The organism is Streptomyces sp. NPDC046805, assembly GCF_040645355.1.
Classification (GTDB): Bacteria; Actinomycetota; Actinomycetes; order Streptomycetales; family Streptomycetaceae; genus Streptomyces.
Genome location: NZ_JBEYYC010000051.1, coordinates 1 through 15,865, shown reverse-complemented (window position 1 = coordinate 15,865; position 15,865 = coordinate 1). Strand labels below are relative to the sequence as shown.

13 protein-coding genes and 5 pseudogenes are annotated in these 15,865 nt (G+C 67.8%); 5 read left to right on the top strand and 13 right to left on the bottom strand.

All coding sequences use genetic code 11. The annotated features are described in order from the left end of the window. Positions 1 to 99 precede the first annotated feature (99 nt). Positions 100 to 997 (top strand): annotated as a pseudogene (locus tag ABZ910_RS34270) (LLM class flavin-dependent oxidoreductase); the annotation flags it as partial. 346 nt (positions 998 to 1,343) lie between these two features. On the opposite strand, the pseudogene ABZ910_RS34265 reads toward ABZ910_RS34270, so the two are convergent. Further along, positions 1,344 to 1,757, bottom strand: a pseudogene (locus tag ABZ910_RS34265) (CoA-transferase); the annotation flags it as partial. 146 nt (positions 1,758 to 1,903) lie between these two features. Between ABZ910_RS34265 and wrbA the strand changes: the two are divergent. After that, positions 1,904 to 2,515, top strand: a pseudogene (gene wrbA / locus ABZ910_RS34260) (NAD(P)H:quinone oxidoreductase); the annotation flags it as partial. A gap of 235 nt (positions 2,516 to 2,750) precedes the next feature. Here wrbA and ABZ910_RS34255 read toward each other — a convergent pair. From ABZ910_RS34255 to ABZ910_RS34245, 3 genes are read right to left on the bottom strand one after another with little or no spacing between them, the layout of a single operon-like run. Beyond that, positions 2,751 to 4,496, bottom strand: a complete 1,746-nt coding sequence (locus tag ABZ910_RS34255) for an FAD-dependent monooxygenase (RefSeq protein ID WP_361372979.1) — start codon at positions 4,494 to 4,496, stop codon at positions 2,751 to 2,753. A gap of 38 nt (positions 4,497 to 4,534) precedes the next feature. Continuing rightward, complete coding sequence (locus ABZ910_RS34250; RefSeq protein WP_361372977.1) at positions 4,535 to 5,458, bottom strand: VOC family protein; 924 nt, start codon at positions 5,456 to 5,458, stop codon at positions 4,535 to 4,537. A 15-nt stretch (positions 5,459 to 5,473) separates the two neighbouring features. Beyond that, the gene (locus tag ABZ910_RS34245; protein ID WP_361372975.1) at positions 5,474 to 6,313 is read right to left on the bottom strand and encodes a fumarylacetoacetate hydrolase family protein; all 840 of its coding nucleotides are present in this window, start codon (positions 6,311 to 6,313) and stop codon (positions 5,474 to 5,476) included. Positions 6,314 to 6,449: 136 nt separating this feature from the next. On the opposite strand from ABZ910_RS34245, the gene ABZ910_RS34240 reads away from it, so the two are divergent. Together ABZ910_RS34240 and ABZ910_RS34235 are read left to right on the top strand one after the other, a co-directional pair. After that, positions 6,450 to 7,154, top strand: a complete 705-nt coding sequence (locus ABZ910_RS34240) for a GntR family transcriptional regulator (RefSeq protein WP_361372973.1) — start codon at positions 6,450 to 6,452, stop codon at positions 7,152 to 7,154. Between the two features lie 777 nt (positions 7,155 to 7,931). Beyond that, positions 7,932 to 8,861, top strand: a complete 930-nt coding sequence (locus ABZ910_RS34235) for an amidohydrolase family protein (protein ID WP_361372971.1) — start codon at positions 7,932 to 7,934, stop codon at positions 8,859 to 8,861. 16 nt (positions 8,862 to 8,877) lie between these two features. Here ABZ910_RS34235 and ABZ910_RS34230 read toward each other — a convergent pair whose 3' ends face one another. The 8 genes and pseudogenes from ABZ910_RS34230 to ABZ910_RS34195 all read right to left on the bottom strand — a co-directional run bounded on the left by ABZ910_RS34230 (position 8,878) and on the right by ABZ910_RS34195 (position 13,887). Then, positions 8,878 to 9,426: a transposase gene (locus ABZ910_RS34230; RefSeq protein ID WP_361373005.1), complete on the bottom strand. Its 549-nt coding sequence runs from the start codon at positions 9,424 to 9,426 to the stop codon at positions 8,878 to 8,880. After that, positions 9,423 to 9,962 carry a winged helix-turn-helix domain-containing protein gene (locus ABZ910_RS34225; RefSeq protein ID WP_361372969.1) on the bottom strand — a complete coding sequence of 180 codons (540 nt, stop codon included), beginning with the start codon at positions 9,960 to 9,962 and terminating at the stop codon, positions 9,423 to 9,425. The genes ABZ910_RS34230 and ABZ910_RS34225 overlap by 4 nt, the downstream gene beginning before the upstream one ends. A gap of 99 nt (positions 9,963 to 10,061) precedes the next feature. Further along, entirely contained in the window at positions 10,062 to 10,466 is a 405-nt protein-coding gene (locus ABZ910_RS34220) for a hypothetical protein (RefSeq protein ID WP_361372967.1), read from the bottom strand. A gap of 491 nt (positions 10,467 to 10,957) precedes the next feature. Beyond that, positions 10,958 to 11,190: pseudogene (locus tag ABZ910_RS34215) on the bottom strand (helix-turn-helix transcriptional regulator); the annotation flags it as partial. Further along, entirely contained in the window at positions 11,187 to 11,798 is a 612-nt protein-coding gene (locus ABZ910_RS34210) for a site-specific integrase (protein ID WP_361373003.1), read from the bottom strand. The pseudogene ABZ910_RS34215 and the gene ABZ910_RS34210, both read right to left, overlap by 4 nt. Positions 11,799 to 12,098: 300 nt before the next feature. Beyond that, complete coding sequence (locus tag ABZ910_RS34205; protein WP_361372965.1) at positions 12,099 to 12,569, bottom strand: hypothetical protein; 471 nt, start codon at positions 12,567 to 12,569, stop codon at positions 12,099 to 12,101. Positions 12,570 to 12,946: 377 nt separating this feature from the next. Continuing rightward, positions 12,947 to 13,162, bottom strand: a complete 216-nt coding sequence (locus ABZ910_RS34200) for a hypothetical protein (protein ID WP_361372963.1) — start codon at positions 13,160 to 13,162, stop codon at positions 12,947 to 12,949. A gap of 275 nt (positions 13,163 to 13,437) precedes the next feature. Continuing rightward, a complete protein-coding gene (locus tag ABZ910_RS34195; RefSeq protein WP_361372961.1) occupies positions 13,438 to 13,887 on the bottom strand; it encodes a carboxymuconolactone decarboxylase family protein in 450 nt (149 codons plus the stop codon). An 84-nt stretch (positions 13,888 to 13,971) separates the two neighbouring features. Here ABZ910_RS34195 and ABZ910_RS34190 point away from each other — a divergent pair, with 84 nt between their 5' ends. Next, the gene (locus tag ABZ910_RS34190; protein ID WP_361372959.1) at positions 13,972 to 14,859 is read left to right on the top strand and encodes a sigma-70 family RNA polymerase sigma factor; all 888 of its coding nucleotides are present in this window, start codon (positions 13,972 to 13,974) and stop codon (positions 14,857 to 14,859) included. Positions 14,860 to 14,877: 18 nt separating this feature from the next. Here ABZ910_RS34190 and ABZ910_RS34185 read toward each other — a convergent pair. Continuing rightward, positions 14,878 to 15,287 (bottom strand): annotated as a pseudogene (locus tag ABZ910_RS34185) (transposase); the annotation flags it as partial. Positions 15,288 to 15,865 lie beyond the last annotated feature (578 nt).

Below are 15,865 nucleotides of genomic sequence, written 5' to 3'. Positions count from 1 at the left end.
ACAGGGCACCAGAGGCCACCAGGGGAATTGTGTTGTGTGTGCATGCAATCGGATGAACCAATTGGAGGACGAGTGAGCGCGATGCAGTTCGGAATCTTCACCACCCTGATCACCACGAACGACCCGGTCAAGATCGCCGAGGACTTCGCGATGCTGCAGCACCTGGCCGACGGGCGTGTCGATGTGATGCTGGGGCGAGGCAACACCGCACCGGTCTATCCCTGGTTCGGCCAGGACATCCGCCAGGGCATCCCACTGGCCATCGAGAACTACGCACTGCTGCACCGGTTGTGGCGCGAGGACGCCGTGGACTGGGAGGGACGCTTCCGCACGCCGCTGCACGGGTCGATCCGCAGCCCGGAGATCGCCGAGCAGGCCGCCTACTACGGCGACGGCTTCTTCGCGAACAACATCTTCTGGCCCAAGGAACACTTCCAGCGGCTGATCAACCTCTACCGCGAGCGCTACGCCCACCACGGCCACGGCAATCCGGAGCAGGCCATCGTCGGACTCGGCGGCCATGTGTTCATACGCAAGAACTCCCAGGACGCCGTCCGCGAATTCCGCCCCTACTTCGACAACGCCCCGGTCTACGGCCACGGCCCCTCGTTGGAGGAGTTCACCGACCAGACCCCGCTCACGGTCGGCAGCCCGCAGGAGGTCATCGACAAGACGCTGACCTTCCGGGAGTCCTTCGGCGACTACCAGCGCCAGTTGTTCCTGGTGGACCACGCGGCCGCTGAAGACCGTGCTGGAGCAGCTCGACATCCTCGGCGAGGAAGTCCTGCCCGTGCTGCGCAAGGAGTTCGCCGCCCGTCGGCCGGCCCAGGTGCCCGGCGGCCCACCCACGCGGCCCTGGCCGCCGGCCCGTGACCGCCGGGGGAGAGAGGCAAGGGGCCGGGCCGTCCGTCCCGACCGGCTCCGCGGTCTGACGGTCCGCGCCTGCTCGGATCCGGTTACCGCGTCGGCGCCTGGCAGGCACACGTCGAGGTGTTGATGAGCGCGAACGAGACCGGCCACTCAGGCCAGCGCTGTCTACAAGCCGCGCGCGATTCTCCTCGACGAGCATCGGCTGGGCATCTTCTCCGACAACCCGCTGCTCGGCGTCAAAACGCCGCAGTACGACCCTCGCGGCCGACCTCGTCCCTCAAGCAACGGTGCGCGATACGCGCGGCGGGTGATGACGCCTTCATGTCGCTCGTTGACCTGATGAGCGGCTGCGGTCTGGGCAGCGCGGCCGCGCTGAACCTCGACTACATCGTGGCCGACGACGTGTACCGGGTATGGAGCAGGTCGTTCTGCGCATCGGGCAGTACGGGTCGCGCATGGCCCGCGCACTGGCCGGTCCCGTCGGCGGTGTAGCGCCAGGGCGGCCCGTCGTCGGAGACCTGAGTGCCCACCCCGGCGGGTGTGAAGAACGCGGGTATGCCGCAGCCCCCCGCCCTCAGTCGCTCGGCGAGCGTCCCCTGCGGCACCGGCTCGACCTCGAGTTCCGCCGGCGAGGTGCTGCGGGCGAACTCCTTGTTCCTCCACGAAGAACCGGTGACACGAGCGAGCCGACCGGCCGCGAGCAGCATCCCCAGGCCCCCGCCGTCCACACCGCGGTTGTCGGACACGACGCTCAAGGCTGCGACCCCCTGTTCGTAGACGGCTCTGATCGGCACGTCCGGTACGCCGCTGAGGCAGAATCCACCGGCGGCGAACGATGCCCCGTCAGGTGAAGATGCGAAAGCTGGCCGGCGAGGTTTGCGCCACAGTGGCGACACCCTGCGGGGGATATGGTTTACGCTTCAACCAGATTCGCGGCTGACCGCTGCCGCCCCCAGAACGATGGGGTGTCGGCCGGTCATGTCCGCCATGGGCCGCGATTGCACATGCACTCAGCAGTGAACGGAGATCAACTGTGACTTCGCCCGTCAAGCTGGCCATCGTCTACTACTCCTCGACCGGTTTCAGTGCCGAGATCGCCAAGGAGATCTCGGAAGCCGCGGAGAAGGCCGGCGCGGAGGTCCGCCTGCGCAAGGCCGCCGAGCTCGCTCCCGAGGCCGCCATCGCCTCCAACGAGGCCTGGGCCGCCCACGCCGCCGCCAGCGCCGGGATCCCGGTCGCCACCCCGGACGACGTGGAGTGGGCCGACGCGGTGATCTTCGGCACCCCGACCCGCTTCGGCAACATCTCCTCGCAGCTCAAGCAGTTCATCGACACGCTCGGTGGCCTGTGGGCCCAGGGCAAGCTGGCCAACAAGGTCTACAGCGGCTTCGTCACCACCGCCACCACCCACGGTGGCCAGGAGTCGACCCTGCTGGCGCTGTACAACTCCATCCACCACTTCGGCGGCCTGATCGTCAGCCCGGGCTACACCGACCCGGTCAAGTTCGTCGACGGCAACCCCTACGGCACCTCCCACGTCGACGCCCAGGGCAACAACCCCATCGGCGACCAGACCCGTGACGCCGCTCGCCACCAGGCCGAACGCGTCGTGAAGATCGCCGAAGCCCTCAGCAACGGCCTCGCGCCCGAGCCTGACGGCAAGCCGAGAAGGCGGCACGCTCTGCTCTTCTCGGGCCTCTTGAAAGCACTGAACTCCAGCAGATCTGTCTGCTGGAGTTCAGTGCTGAGAGCGCGTCAACCGGCCGCATGTTCCTCCCTGGGGCCGGTTCGTGCGCCGTCCCCGACCGCGAGGCCCTGTACACGGTCGGGGGCGACGGCAGTCCGGATCGATGGGCGAACGGGACGGGCGGACGGAGCTGTCAGCCGCGCGCGAGGATCACGTCCAGGGCCCTGCGCAGCTCTTGCTCCGGGTCGGCCGACAGGTCATGACTGCGCCATGCGATGTGCCGGTCCGGCCGCACCAGGAGGCATCCCCGGTCCCCGGTCTCCCGCAGCCGGGCCCAGTCCCCGAGCGCGTCCTCGTAGGTGCACCCTGCGCCGACGCTGTGTGCGGTCAGGTCGATGCCGTAGTCGGCCGCGACTTTCTTCGCCGCGCTCAGCCATGGCTCGCCACCGATCCCCGTGAGCAGGGAGAACTTCCCGCTGCCCGTGAGGTCGAGCGTGGACACGCGCTCCGTGCCGTGCTGGAGCCAGGCGTGCGGCAGATAGGCGCCCGGATGGGTGGTGGGGTGGTAGTACAGCTCGGGATCACGCTCGAAGGGCGGGTACGGGGTACCGTCGTCGATCACCGCGCCGGACGTGTAGCGCTGGCCCAGTTCCACGCCGTGGCAGTTGAACTGGTAGTTCTGCAGCTCGACCGCTTCCCGCAGTTCACGGCGACGCTGCTGCCCGGTGTCGCTGTCGCTGAGGAGCTCGTCCAGGCTGGCCCACCCGTCCTCCGCGCTCTGGCCGGGGCGGAATCCGAGGGCCTGCGAGATCGGCAGCATGTCCTGCACGCTCTTCATGGCGCGGTCGACGACCTGGCGACCCACGGGCTGGCGCTCCTGGTGGTAGCTGTCGAGGAGCTCCGGCCCGGCGTGGCCGCGGATGACCACGGAGAGCTTCCAGGCCAGGTTGTAGGAGTCCTGGACGGAGGTGTTGGAGCCCAAGCCGTTGGCGGGCGGGTGACGATGGGCGGCGTCGCCGACGAGGAAGGCCCGGCCCTTGCGGTACTCGTCGGCGACTATGTGGTTGATCTCCCAGCGGCTGACCGCCTTGATCCTCACGTTCACGTCGGAGTCGCCGATGGTGGTGTGCGCACGGGCCAGCAGCGCTTCCTCGCTGAGGTCGGGATCGCCGTCGGCGGGGTCGTACATGAACAGCATGACCCACTCGGTCCACGGCTTGACGCAGATGAACGTGCCGCTGCCGACCCAGTAGTCGTTCCCGGGCTGGCACATCCAGTACAGCGCGCCCGGTCGGTGAGCGGTGTACCGAGTGAGGTCCGCCTCCAGCCAGACGTTCACGGCGGCGCCGAGTCCTGCCTCGCCGTCGAAGGCGAATCCAAGCTCCCAGGCGACGTTGGAGCGTCCGCCGTCGGCGCCGATCACGTACTGGGCCCGGATGGCGTACTCGGAACCGGTGGTGCGCTCCCGCACCGTGGCGAGGACCCCGTCCTCGTCCTGGCGGATCTGCACCAGTTCGGTCGAGAAGCGGATCTCGGCACCTGCCTCCTGCGCCGCCTCGAGGATGACCGGCTCGAGGACGTGCTGGGGGGCGTTGCACATCTGGGAGGGGCTGGCCGCCTCGTAGTCGGCCTTGCGGAGGGTGCCGGTGCCCCAGGTCATCAGCCGCGCGAACTCCTGGCCGGCGAAGCTGGTGGCCCAGACGTTGTTGCCCATCAGGTGATGGGGGGTGGCCAGCGCCCGGACGCGGTCCTCGATCCCGAGGTCTCTGAAGACCTCCACGGAGCGCTGGTTGGTGATGTGGGCCCGGGGCGAGTTGGCGGTGCCCTGGTATTTCGTGACCGTGATCGTGTCGATGCCGTCGCGGGCGAGGAGGGCGGCCGCGGTGAGGCCGGCCGGTCCGGCCCCGACGATGAGTACGGACGTGTCGATGGTGCGCATGGAAAGGGGCTCTCTCTTCTCCAGGTGATCAGGGTCCGTCACCGGGGCGCGTGCGCACCGGTCATGAGGGCGGCGAGGTCTTCCGGTTCCAGGAAGGAGGGCGGCGGAGGCGGTCCCCAGTTGAAGAGTCCCTTGGCGCCTTCGAAGACTTCCGGCTTCCACAGCGCGTCGTCGACGATGCAGTCCAGGTCCGAGTAGTACTCGGAGAAGTTGCCGGCCGGATCCTTCAGGTACCAGAAGAAGTTGGAGCCGATGTGATGGCGGCCCAGTCCCCAGACGTGCCGCTCGGGATGGTCCTCGAGCATCGCGGCCGCCCCGCGTCCGATCTCGTCGATGTCGTCGACCTGCCAGGACGTGTGGTGCAGGTAGTTCAGCGGCGCGGACAGCACGAGCACGTTGTGGTGGTCCGTGGAGCAGCGCATGAAGGCGGCCATGCCGGGCACGGAGTCACTGATCTTGAAGCCGAGTCCGTCGGTGAAGAACCGCTGCGTGGCCTCCTGGTCGGTGGAACCGATGACGACGTGCCCCAGCTTGCGGGGCCGCACGGCCCCCTCGCGCAACACTCCGGGAGCCCTCGTCCCCGGCCGCTCCATCCGTCCGGGCCCGTTGTAGGGGGTGGCCTCGATCTGCGGCTGCTTCAGCCGCTCGGCGACATCGAGAACCGCTCGCACGCCACCGATGGGTTCCTCGGTCACCAGCGTGTTCCCGGTCCGCGCGCCGGCCAGGTCCAGGCGCGCGAGTGAGGCGGACACGCGGTCGAGGTCGTCGCGGTCGTCCACGCCTATGCCGATCTCGACCAGTCGCCTCGTGGGCGTGTGGACGAGTTTCAGCTGCTGCCCGCCGTCGACGGTGGCGAAGGCGCCGTCACCGGTCGGTCGCAGGCCGAAATCCGCGTAGTACTGGGAAGTCTCTGCCACGTTGGGCACCCCGATGGTGATCGAGGTGAGGCGGTGCAGTCCCATGCCATCGCTCCCTTGTCAGGCCCGGACCAGGCGGTGGCGCAGCTCGCCGACGCCCTCGACATAGGAGACGAGCTCGTCGCCGTCGGCGAGGAACCGCTTCGGGTTCCGGCCGAGACCCACACCGGCCGGCGTGCCCGTGAAGATCACATCTCCGGGCAGCAGGGGCAGCACCGCGGACAGGCGGGTGATCAGCTGCGGAACGGAGAAGATCAGGTCCGAGGTACGGCCCTTCTGCATCTCCTCACCGTTGATCGCACAGCCCAGCTCGATATCGTCCGGGTCGTCGAACGCGTCGGGGGTGACCAGACAGGGGCCCATCGGGCCGGAGCCCGGGTGCGACTCGCCGAGGCTGAACTGCGGTACGGGCCCGGACAGTTGCAGATCACGCTCGGAGATGTCCGGTCCCGCGGTCAGGCCGGCCACGTGCGCCCAGGCTCGCTCCTCGCTCACCTGCCAGGCGCGGCGTCCGATGACCGCGACGAGCTCCACTTCCCAGTCCACGCTGCCTTCGAGCAGGGAGATGTCCCCGTACGGGCCGGTGATCGAGGAGACGAACTTGGTGAAGACCGGGGGGCTCTCCGGGACGGTGAACCCGGACTCGTCCGCGTGGTCCCGGTGGTTCAGGCCGATCGCCAGGGTCTGGCGCGGTCGCGGGACCGGAGACCGCAGCTCGGACTCGTCGATCGTCACCCCACCGGTCGGCTGGGCGTGAGCCGCCCAGTGACGGAACTCGTCCCAGCGTTCGTAGACCTCCTGCGGATCGGCCGAGAACAGTCCGCGGCTGGCCCGTTCCACATCCGACCAACCGTCATCCGTCAGCAGCATCAGCCGGCCGGCCGCATTCGCCATACGCATCTCAGACGCTCCCAGGCGGTGTCGTCTTCGGCGTCGTCGCCGAAGCGCTAGGCACCGTTGTAAGCCAGGAAATTCGACCAGTCAATGAACTTTCGAAAGTTTGCCGACGATTCGATCTCGCTCTAAGGTGAGGCACATGGTGGCCACGGGCGGGAAGCAGACACGGAGTGACGACGTGGGCGCGCGCCTGCGCGCCGACATCCTCAGCGGCCGGTTGCTGCCCGGCTACCGACTGAAGTTCCCGGTGCTCAGCGCGAACTACGACGCGAGCGTGAGTGTGCTGCGCGAGGCCCTGGTACGCCTGACCGAACAGGGGCTCGTGCGGTCGGAGCCCCACCAGGGATTCGTCGTGACACCGCTGTCCCGGGAGAAGCTCTGGGAGCTGACCGAGGCCCGCGTCGAGCTGGAGACCCTCGTGCTGCGCCGCTCGGTGGTCGAGGGCGACCTGTCCTGGGAGTCCCACCTCGTCGCCGCCCACCACACGCTGGAGCGCACCCCGTACACCGCCGAAGGCGACGACCAGCGCGTCGACGACGGCTGGGCCGCCGCCCACGCCGCCTTCCATGAGGCCCTTCTGTCCGGCTGCGGCAATCAGCGACTGCTTCGGATCGCCCTCGGCCTGCGGGACGAGGCGGAGCTCTACCGCCGGTGGTCGCAGCCGCTCGGCGACGAGCCGGGCCGGGATCTGGCCGGGGAGCACCGCGCCCTGCTCGAAGCGGCACTGGCCAGGGACCCGGAGGCTGCGGCGGCAGCCCTGTGCGCCCACGTACGGCACACCACCGAGCTCCTGCTGGCCGCCGCGGACCGCCTGGATCACGATCACTCCGAAGCTCAGGAGTGAACGACGACTGAGCTTGGACAGCGTCGGGTGGCTGCTTCCCGATTCACGTACGGGGCCGCGGGGGCGGCGTTCGGCAGTACCTCGGTCGCCACCGTCCCTGAGCGACCGCGAACGCATCCCCCGCGGCTGGGCACAGCTCCCCATCGTGCCCGGTTGTCATCAGCTCGTCCCTGGCTGATGACTTCCTGCACCGGCTCCCTGACCCGGTGCAGGAAGTGACTGCCCCTCAAGGAGGGGGCGCTTTCTCGGGTGAAATCGGCCTCGGGAACATCGGTACAGCGGTTGGCGCTGAGAACGATCATGGTCAGGGCGTGAGCGCGCTGACCCGGTTCTCCGGCCTTGGGGAACATGGGTACAGCGGTTAACGCTAAGCCGTTGATCTTGATCCCGGGAGCATCGGTGCAGCCGTTGGCGCTGGGGTGTGGACGCCGCGCGGAGAGTCCCGGTTGAATTCGTCCGGGGGTCGTCGGAGGCGAGGAATGCGACGAGGTTGGGCGTCTGCTCCCGCTTGAGGGCGGCCTGCTTCCAGGCGCAGAGATATTTGTGCGGCTGCGGCAACCCGACCCAGCCGCCGTGCAGGACGGCGGCGGCACGATGCCTCTCGGACCGACGGCTGTCGTGACGAAGTGAAGGCAGCCGTGAGCACCGGGCGTCGGTCCGTGCCATCGCCCACGAGATCAGTGGCCCTGGTGACCGATCACTCACGCCGTCAGTAGGACAAGGGCTGGACCCACCCCGTCGCCAGGGCTGATCGTGGGAGACGTGAACGATCACCGAATGGCACCTGTCAGTTGCACAAGTTCGCGAGGCGCGACAAGCGACGTGGCCTTGGATGAAGAGGCCGGTGAGGTCCGCCGTTTCTGGAACCGGCTCGGCCTTCCCGGACTGATCGACGTCCACACGCACTTCATGCCCGAGCGCGTCCTGCACAAGGTCTGGGAATACTTCGACGCGCAGGGGCCGCTGACCGGCGGACTGGAGTGGCCGATCAGCTACCGGCAGCAGGAGGCGGAACGCGCTGCTGTGCTGCGCAAGTTCGGTGTGCGGGCGTTCACTTCGATGCTCTACCCGCACAAGCCCGGCATGGCCCGCTGGCTCAACGGCTGGGCCGCCGACTTCGCCCACCGCAACCCCGACTGTCTCCACACCGCCACCCTCTACCCCGAGCCGGGTGTCGAGACGTACGTTCGAGAGGCCGTCGAAGCGGGCGCGCGCGTGTTCAAGGCGCACGTACAAGTAGGGGCCTACGACCCGGCCGACGAACTTATCCAGCGGGCGTGGGGGGTGCTGGCCGAGGCCCAGGTCCCCGTGGTGATCCACTGCGGCTCCGGTCCCGCTCCAGGCAAACACACCGGCCCCGAGCCGATCGCACAGGTACTGGCGCGACACCCGAAGCTACGGCTGATCGTCGCGCACCTGGGGATGCCCGAGTACGGGGACTTCCTCGGCATCGCCGAGCAGTACGCGGAGGTCCGGCTGGACACCACCATGACGTTCACTGACTTCACCGAGGGATTCATGCCTTTCCCCCGCCATGCCTTGCCTCGGCTCGCCGGGCTCGGCGACCGTATCCTGCTCGGTTCCGACTTCCCCAACATCCCTTACCCGTACGTACACCAGCTCCACGCTCTGGAGCGGCTCGGCCTCGGGCCGGAGTGGCTGCGAGCCGTGTGCCACGACAACGCGGCAACATTGTTCGGACTGTGATGAAAGGCCTCGGCTCCTACTGACTTTGTTGGCGTGGTGTCGTCATGGTGAGGCCGGTTTCGGCGAGGCATCCGTTGATGAGGTTGCTGCAGTACTGGATGTGGCGGAGACCGTGTCGGAGCGTGCTGATGAGGTGGTCGGGGTCGGTGAAGGCGGTATTGACCTGGCTGCTGCGTCGCAGCAGGGACCAGATGCCCTCGACAGGGTTGAAGTCGGGTGCGTAGGCCGGGAGGAAGTAGCAGGTGATCCAGTCGTGGGTGTCGATGAACTCCCGTAGTCGGCGGTCCTTGTGGACGTTGAGGTTGTCCCACACGAGCACGATGGGTGCGCCGAGCTGCTGGTGTGCGGCGATGAGCAGGTCGCGGTAGTCGGTCCAGGCGAAACTGCGTCGGCCGCCGCGTTTGTGATCGACGTGCCGCTTGGGCCGATAGATCAGCCGTGAGCGTTCACCTTGCTTGTAGCAGGCCAGAGCGGCGACGGAGAAGGGGCGCTGAGAGCGTCCCCGCACCCGGATAACGGGCGTGAGTCCGCGCTTGGCCCAGGTCCGTGCGGTGGGCGGCGTCATCGAGAAGCCGGCCTCGTCTTCGAAGCACAGCCAGGCGTCGAGCGCCGCCACGGACCTTCCACCTGCGGCCAGGTCTCCTTCACCCAGCCCGCCACGGCCCCCTCGTCGCGCTCGATGGCTCGGCGGGCCGGGACCTGGTGGCTGAAGCCGTGCCGGCGCAGCATTTGCGCGATCGCCGACAGCGTCATGCTCTTGTGGAACCGGCGCCCGATCAGCGTCTTGATCCGCGCCAGCGTCCACGTCTGGTTCGGCCAGCCATGCGCGACCGGCCCCTTCGCCAGCTCCTGCTCGAGCACGGCGAACAGGGCCTCACTCAGCTTGGGCCGTGAGACGGGCCCGGCAGACCGCAGCCCCTCTGTGCCGGCGTCATGCCAGGCCCGACGCCAGCGCTGCACCGAGCGCACACTCACCCGTAAGTCCTTGGCGACCTCGACGTTGGAGACACCCGCAGCAAATCGCTCCGCGGCCTCCAGCCGGATCCGCTCGCGAAACGCCTGCCGTTCAGGCGTCAGCCCACCACCCTGCGGATATCTCACACAACCGGCATACCGCGACGATCACACATCGTCAGCCCCCAACGACATCACGCCGCAAAGGTCAGTAACGGCTGTTCCACTGGTCCCCAAGGCCGAAACTCAGGGGCAAGTAGGGGCCCAATCGATCCGGATCCCCGTGACAGTTTCTGACGGGCCGAATTCCACGATCGAGCCGCCACTGCCGTCGTCGGGCGTAACGCACAAGTACTTGACCTGGCCGTTTTCCACGTACCGTATGTACGCCCGGTCGTCGTTGCGGGTGTTGAGCACCCAGTTGGCCCCGCGGCTGGTCGAGCCGAGGTTCTGGTAGTAGCTGGTCACATCCTGATACGCGGCTGTGGGATGGTCGTTGAGAAAGTCTGCGTCGGTCAGGTAGAAGCAAACGCGCGGATAGGTGCAGCCATAGTGAGAGTCGGCCGAGGCCGGAGGCGCCCCGACCGTCAGCAAGCCGGCAGCGGCAGCCGTTACGGTGCCGAAGATCATGAGCCTTCTGGTCATGTTCATGAGACGACGGTAGAGACGGAACACGCGATTCGGTAGGCGTCGTCACCCTCGCCCCATTGGGAACCGTCCGAGCGGCTTCCGGAGGGGCCGCCGCCCGCCGGGGGATGTCACCTCCGGCAGGCCCCGCCGCGTCAGCGCCGGTGGGCAGGGGAACCGACCGGTTCTCGGAGATCGGCAGAGGCCCGCACTCCGCTCTGCCGTTCATTCCAAGGCTGTTGCCGTGAAATCCTGTTCGATCGAGAAGCGGAACGGTCACTACCGTTATTGGCTGTACCGATGGCCCCCACGGCCGATGTAGCTATGAGCCGCGTCGCCGGGGCGATGGCCGCCGCGACGGAGCGGTCGACCTGCTCGGGGACGAGTGGTTGCAGCACGGCGTACTCGTATCGCCCGACCTTGATCCGGCTGGCGGGGTTGCGGAAGATCAGTCCGTTTCGCTTGGCCCAGGTGAACAGCGAGCGCAGGGCGACGAGTTGGTCACGGCGCTGGTGGCCGGGGCGGTGGACCTTCTCAGGTTCAGGGATCAGCAGGCGCCGATCTCGCAGCCGAGGACCACGCAGATGACGTCCAGGTCCTCCAGTTTGAGCGAGACCGGCTTGCCGGACCACAGCCCGGACATCTTGCCGGCCGAGATCACCAGGCCGTGCTCGGCCAGGCTCCGCTGGAGCTCGGACGCCTTCCAGATACCCTTGTTCGCGGCGGTCAGCCGCAGGTTCCACCTCATCGGGCCAGTCCTTCCAGCCGCTTTGCAGCCCGTTCCGTCCCTGCGACCCAGGCGTCCTCGACCCGGGTCTGCTGCACGTGGATATACCGCATGGTCGTGGCGATCCAGGAATGTCCTAAGACCTCCTGGATTGCGAGCAAGTCCATTCCGTTTCCGTAGAGTTGGGACGCGCAGAAATGTCGCAGGACGTGCGGCGTCAACCTGTCTGTCCAGCTCGGCAGATGAGCCTCGACCGCGTTGTCGAGCCCGTTGCGCAGGGCGTCGTCGCCGACCCGGCGGGCGGAGCCGTCGGTGTTCTTGCGCTCGGAGGGAAACAGCGGGGCACCAGGGCGAGTGTGATCGTCGTCGAACTGACCCCACACGTCCTCGATGAACCAGCACAGTGTCCGGTCGGCACCGTTGATCAGCGGAACCATCCGCTCGCGCGGCGCCGAGCCGCGGGCCCCCTTGCCCTGGCGAACGTGGAGTTTGCCGAAGCGGCCCAGGTCCCACTTGATGTCGTCCAGGTCGAGCCCACATGCCTCGCTCACCCGCAGGCCGACCTGGGACATCAGCTTCGAGGCGGTGTAGTTCCGGGCGGTGGGGGCGAACTTCCGGCAGGTGGCCAGCTCGCCGCCCCAGCCGGCGGCCGCGCGGGGCCAAGGACGCCCAACTGCGGATCCCGCCGAGTGAGCCGGAGATCGGGACGTTGTTCAGTTACTTCACCAGCCAGCAGAGCACACGAAGGAGGAAGAACCACCTGGCCACGCGCCCAGGGACTCAGCGGGGCTCAGGGGAACTCACGGGATGTCGCACAAATCTCCCGTCACGGCCGACCATGCCCTCGCCCGCCCATGCACCGCCCACATCGGGGCGGACGCCGGGAACCTCAGAGCAGCCGGTCGCAGGGAAAGACTCGCGCGCCGCGGTCAGTCGCGTACCCAGCGGCCGTCTTCCCCATAAGGGGAGCGGCCGTCCCAGTGGTGTGAACGCTCCTCGTGCACCGTGACCGTGATCCGGTGATGGCGACCGTCGCGGTCGTGCACGCAGCGGAGCTGATCGAGGACCCAGCGGTGGCGACCGTCGTCATCGCGGCCCCAGTACCCACCGCGATGGTGACCCTGGGTCCAGTCAACCTGGCCGAGGACCCACTGGCGACGCCCGCCGTCGCGGTCCCAGTCATGGCTCCCATGAACGTGAAGCCCGTAGCGGACCCGAGCGTCATTCCAGCCCTCATCGTGGGCTCCGGAGAGCCGCACGGACTGCGAGGCGACGGTATCCCGGTCGCCGGCCGGGAGCGTGGCCGCCGAGGCGGAACCCCCTGCGGCGAGGAGTCCGACCGCCGCGACCGCCACGGAAGCGGCCGCCATGGCAGCCCGGCGCGCAATGCAAAACCCCATGATCTTTCCTCCTTGCTCACCCCGTGACCTGTACAAACAGATCTCGATGGCGTGCCTTGAACCAGGCATAGGCGACATTACTCCCGGCTAGTTGAATGATGAACAAGTTCGGGAGTGAGGTGCACCACGCACCCGGAAAGACCCTGAACCGGATTTTCTGGAAGCCGCCAGTCCCGGCGAGCTGCACGCCGATGCCTCGCCGAATCGAAGCTCTACCGGAAAGGTGGCCGATGCCGATGGCCGCACCGCAGCGAGAGGGGACCGCCAAGGTGTCCAGGGGAACGGCCGCACAAACAGGGGCGGTTATCGAGGTGGGTGCTCAATTGCGTTGCACCCAGCCCCCGACAGTCGATTCTGTGCGTACGCCGACAGCGGCCTCAAAGGCCGCAGAGCCTTACGGTCTGGCGGATCGAGGCGCCGACGAGGATGGTGGCGAAGGCGGGTCTGACCTGGGCTGAGGTCATGCACAGAAGGGCGGCGAGCTGTCCGGGCTCGTCGTAGGCGGCGACGATCGCCGCACCGTCACGGCGATCGACCGCCCCGCCCCCGTTCTTCGCCTGCTTGTGGAGGAGCTTTACGAACCTGCGCTCCACACCATACGAGTGTCGCCACAGTTGGATGAGTTCCTGCTCTGCGAACGTTCCGAAGCCCTTCTCAGCGAACTCTTCTACCGCGCCGTCGACCTCAAGTGATGGGTATGCGATGGCCGCGCGCCGTCATCGGCCCTACCGACCTGTCCTGAGGCCTGGGATGCCTACAGCGAGGCGTAGTCAAGACCTGTGGACTGGTGTGTCTGTCGCGTTCCAGCCTGTGGGGCGTCGTCCGCCGGGAGAGGGTCGGTCTCCGGGTGGATGACGCCCCGCCTGGGTCACCAGGTCTTGCCGGCCTGCTCCCGGATGGTGCGGTTGATCCGGTTGAAGAAGTTGGTCATCGCGATCTCCAGGATGATCGCGTTCAGCTGTTCCTCGCTGAAGTGGTCGGCGGCGGCGTCCCAGATCTCGTCGGTCACGCCGGGCGCGCCGTCCTGGAGCCGGGTAGCGGCCTCGGTCAGGGCGAGGGCCGCGCGTTCCTCCTCGGTGTAGAAGGGGGTTTCGCGCCAGGCGACCACGTTGTGCAGCCGGTCGTCCGTCTCGCCGGCCGCCCGCGCCGAATGGGTCGAGGCGAAGACGCATGGGCTGCAGCCGTTGATCTGGCTGGCGCGCAGATGGACCAGCGACAGCAGCCGCTTGTCGACGCCGCCGGCGTGAATCGCCTTGTGGAGGTGCTGGATTGCTGTCATGACGTCGGGATTGGCCTGGCTTTTCAGACGTGCTTCCATCGTGCGTTGCTCCTTCATCGGTTACCTGAGCCCTTCCGGGCCCGTCATCACCCATGACGGAGCGGACCCGAGGAAGGTAACAACATGTCCGACACCAACCCGGCGGACCCGGTGGCCGAGGCGTTCGAGGCCCAGCGCGACCGGCTGCGCGCGGTCGCCTACCGCGTGCTCGGATCACACGTCGACGCCGAGGACGCGGTCCAGGAGGCCTGGCTGCGGCTGGCCCGCCAGGACCCGGCGACGATCGACAACTTGTCCGGCTGGCTGACCACCGTGGTCGGCCGGATCAGCCTCGACGTCCTGCGCTCACGCCGGACCCGCCCCGCGTCGTCCTATGACGACCGTCAGCCGGAGCTCGTGGTGACGGTCGACGACGGCCCTGTCCCCGAGGATGACGCGGTGCTCGCCGACTCGGTCGGCCTCGCGCTCCTGGTCGTCCTCGACTCGCTCGGCCCGAGCGAGCGGCTGGCGTTCGTGCTGCACGAACTGTTCGCGGTGCCGTTCGACGAGATCGCCCGGATCCTCGGCAAGTCCACCGCCGCCACCAAGATGCTCGCCAGCCGCGCCCGCAGGAAGGTCCAGGCGGCCGACCGACCGGCGGGTGACGTACGGGAGCAGCGAGAAGTGGTCCGGGCTTTCCTGGCGGCGGCGCGGCGCGGCGACTTCGAGGGGTTGCTACGCGTACTCGACCCGGAAGTGAAGCTGACCGTCGACACCCCCGACGGCGTGGTCGTCATCCTGGGCGCCACCCAGGTCGCCGCCGGTGCCGGCACGCGGCTGTCCGCCGGCGGAGCCGCACAGGGTCGACCGGCGCTTGTGGGCGGTCGCCCCGGTTTCGTCTCCTGGCGCGACGACGGCACCCCGCTCTCGGTCCTGGCGTTCACCATCGTCGACGTCCGAATCACCGAGATCACGGTCGTAATCGACCCGGCCAAGCTGGCACGGATGGACCTGCCGGCCTCGGCGTTGTGATCGGCCACGATCTGTGGATCATTGACCTGCTTCAGACTGCGCGGCCTCGGGGTGTTCGGCGAGGTGGCCGCGCTCGAAGCGGGCTCCGGCGCGAACGAGGGCGACGAGGTGGGAGGCGTTCACGGCCCGCCAGCGGACCTGGGCGGACTCGACGAGCTTGAAGACCATCGCGAGGGCCACGGCCGGGCTGCCTGCGCCCTTGGTGACCTTGGTCCGCAGCTGGACCGTGGCGAAGGTCGACTGATCGGGTTCGTGGTCCGCAGGTGAATCCAGTGCTCGGCGCGGAAGTTGCAGAACGCCGGCAGCTCGTCCACGTCATCGGTGGTCTTCTTCACCGCCTTGGGGAACTTCGCGCCGTAGGTCTTCTCGAACGCCGTGATCGCCCTGAGCGACGCGTCGAGCTCGAGTCCTGAAATCGCTCTTATCGCGACGTCGGGAGCAGTCGCCGGTGCACTCGCGACCAGTGCAAGCGCGTTCGTCATGGAGAACATCAAGACCCCCTTGGACGACTATCTCGACATGCGGGAGGAGTAGATCTGGCGCACCCGCGCAGTTGCGGTCCACGTCCGGCCGGTGTCCGGGCATCCGGTGATTGCCGAACGGTAGCCGGGGCTTCCGACGATGCAGAGGAGCGTCAGGTTGGGAGCCATGTTCGCGCTGACGGGCTTGGCGGCACCACCCGCTGTCCGCTGGGCACAACGCCATCAGCACGATCTGCAGACGCAGCCTGCACCTACTGAAAAGGCGTCAACCGCTCGATCGACCCGAGGCAACAGCCCACCCCCGTTCCAGCGGTGCCAAATAAAACCGCCCTCCGGAGCCACCTCACGGCGCCTGATCTTCACGAATCATCCGCGAACTGGGGCCAGTTAGAGTCACCTCGATGGGGCCGAAAGAAGCCGCCCTAAAGGCAATGCCGTTGTTTTAGGCCTCGGGCGTAGGTTCCTGGGTAGTGGTCCCAGGGGGTGGTTCGGTGTCTGCGCGCGTGTCTGAGTTATCGGGCCTG

Excerpts from the sequence above, each read along its gene's own strand:
- ABZ910_RS34240 (WP_361372973.1), top strand. The coding sequence starts at position 6,450 with ATGGTGGCCACGGGCGGGAAGCAGACACGGAGTGACGACGTGGGCGCG.
- ABZ910_RS34205 (WP_361372965.1), bottom strand. The coding sequence starts at position 12,569 with ATGGGGTTTTGCATTGCGCGCCGGGCTGCCATGGCGGCCGCTTCCGTG.
- ABZ910_RS34190 (WP_361372959.1), top strand. The coding sequence starts at position 13,972 with ATGTCCGACACCAACCCGGCGGACCCGGTGGCCGAGGCGTTCGAGGCC.
- ABZ910_RS34245 (WP_361372975.1), bottom strand. The coding sequence starts at position 6,313 with ATGCGTATGGCGAATGCGGCCGGCCGGCTGATGCTGCTGACGGATGAC.
- ABZ910_RS34220 (WP_361372967.1), bottom strand. The coding sequence starts at position 10,466 with ATGAACATGACCAGAAGGCTCATGATCTTCGGCACCGTAACGGCTGCC.
- ABZ910_RS34235 (WP_361372971.1), top strand. The coding sequence starts at position 7,932 with ATGGCACCTGTCAGTTGCACAAGTTCGCGAGGCGCGACAAGCGACGTG.
- ABZ910_RS34195 (WP_361372961.1), bottom strand. The coding sequence starts at position 13,887 with ATGGAAGCACGTCTGAAAAGCCAGGCCAATCCCGACGTCATGACAGCA.
- ABZ910_RS34255 (WP_361372979.1), bottom strand. The coding sequence starts at position 4,496 with ATGCGCACCATCGACACGTCCGTACTCATCGTCGGGGCCGGACCGGCC.
- ABZ910_RS34250 (WP_361372977.1), bottom strand. The coding sequence starts at position 5,458 with ATGGGACTGCACCGCCTCACCTCGATCACCATCGGGGTGCCCAACGTG.
- ABZ910_RS34230 (WP_361373005.1), bottom strand. The coding sequence starts at position 9,426 with ATGACGCCGCCCACCGCACGGACCTGGGCCAAGCGCGGACTCACGCCC.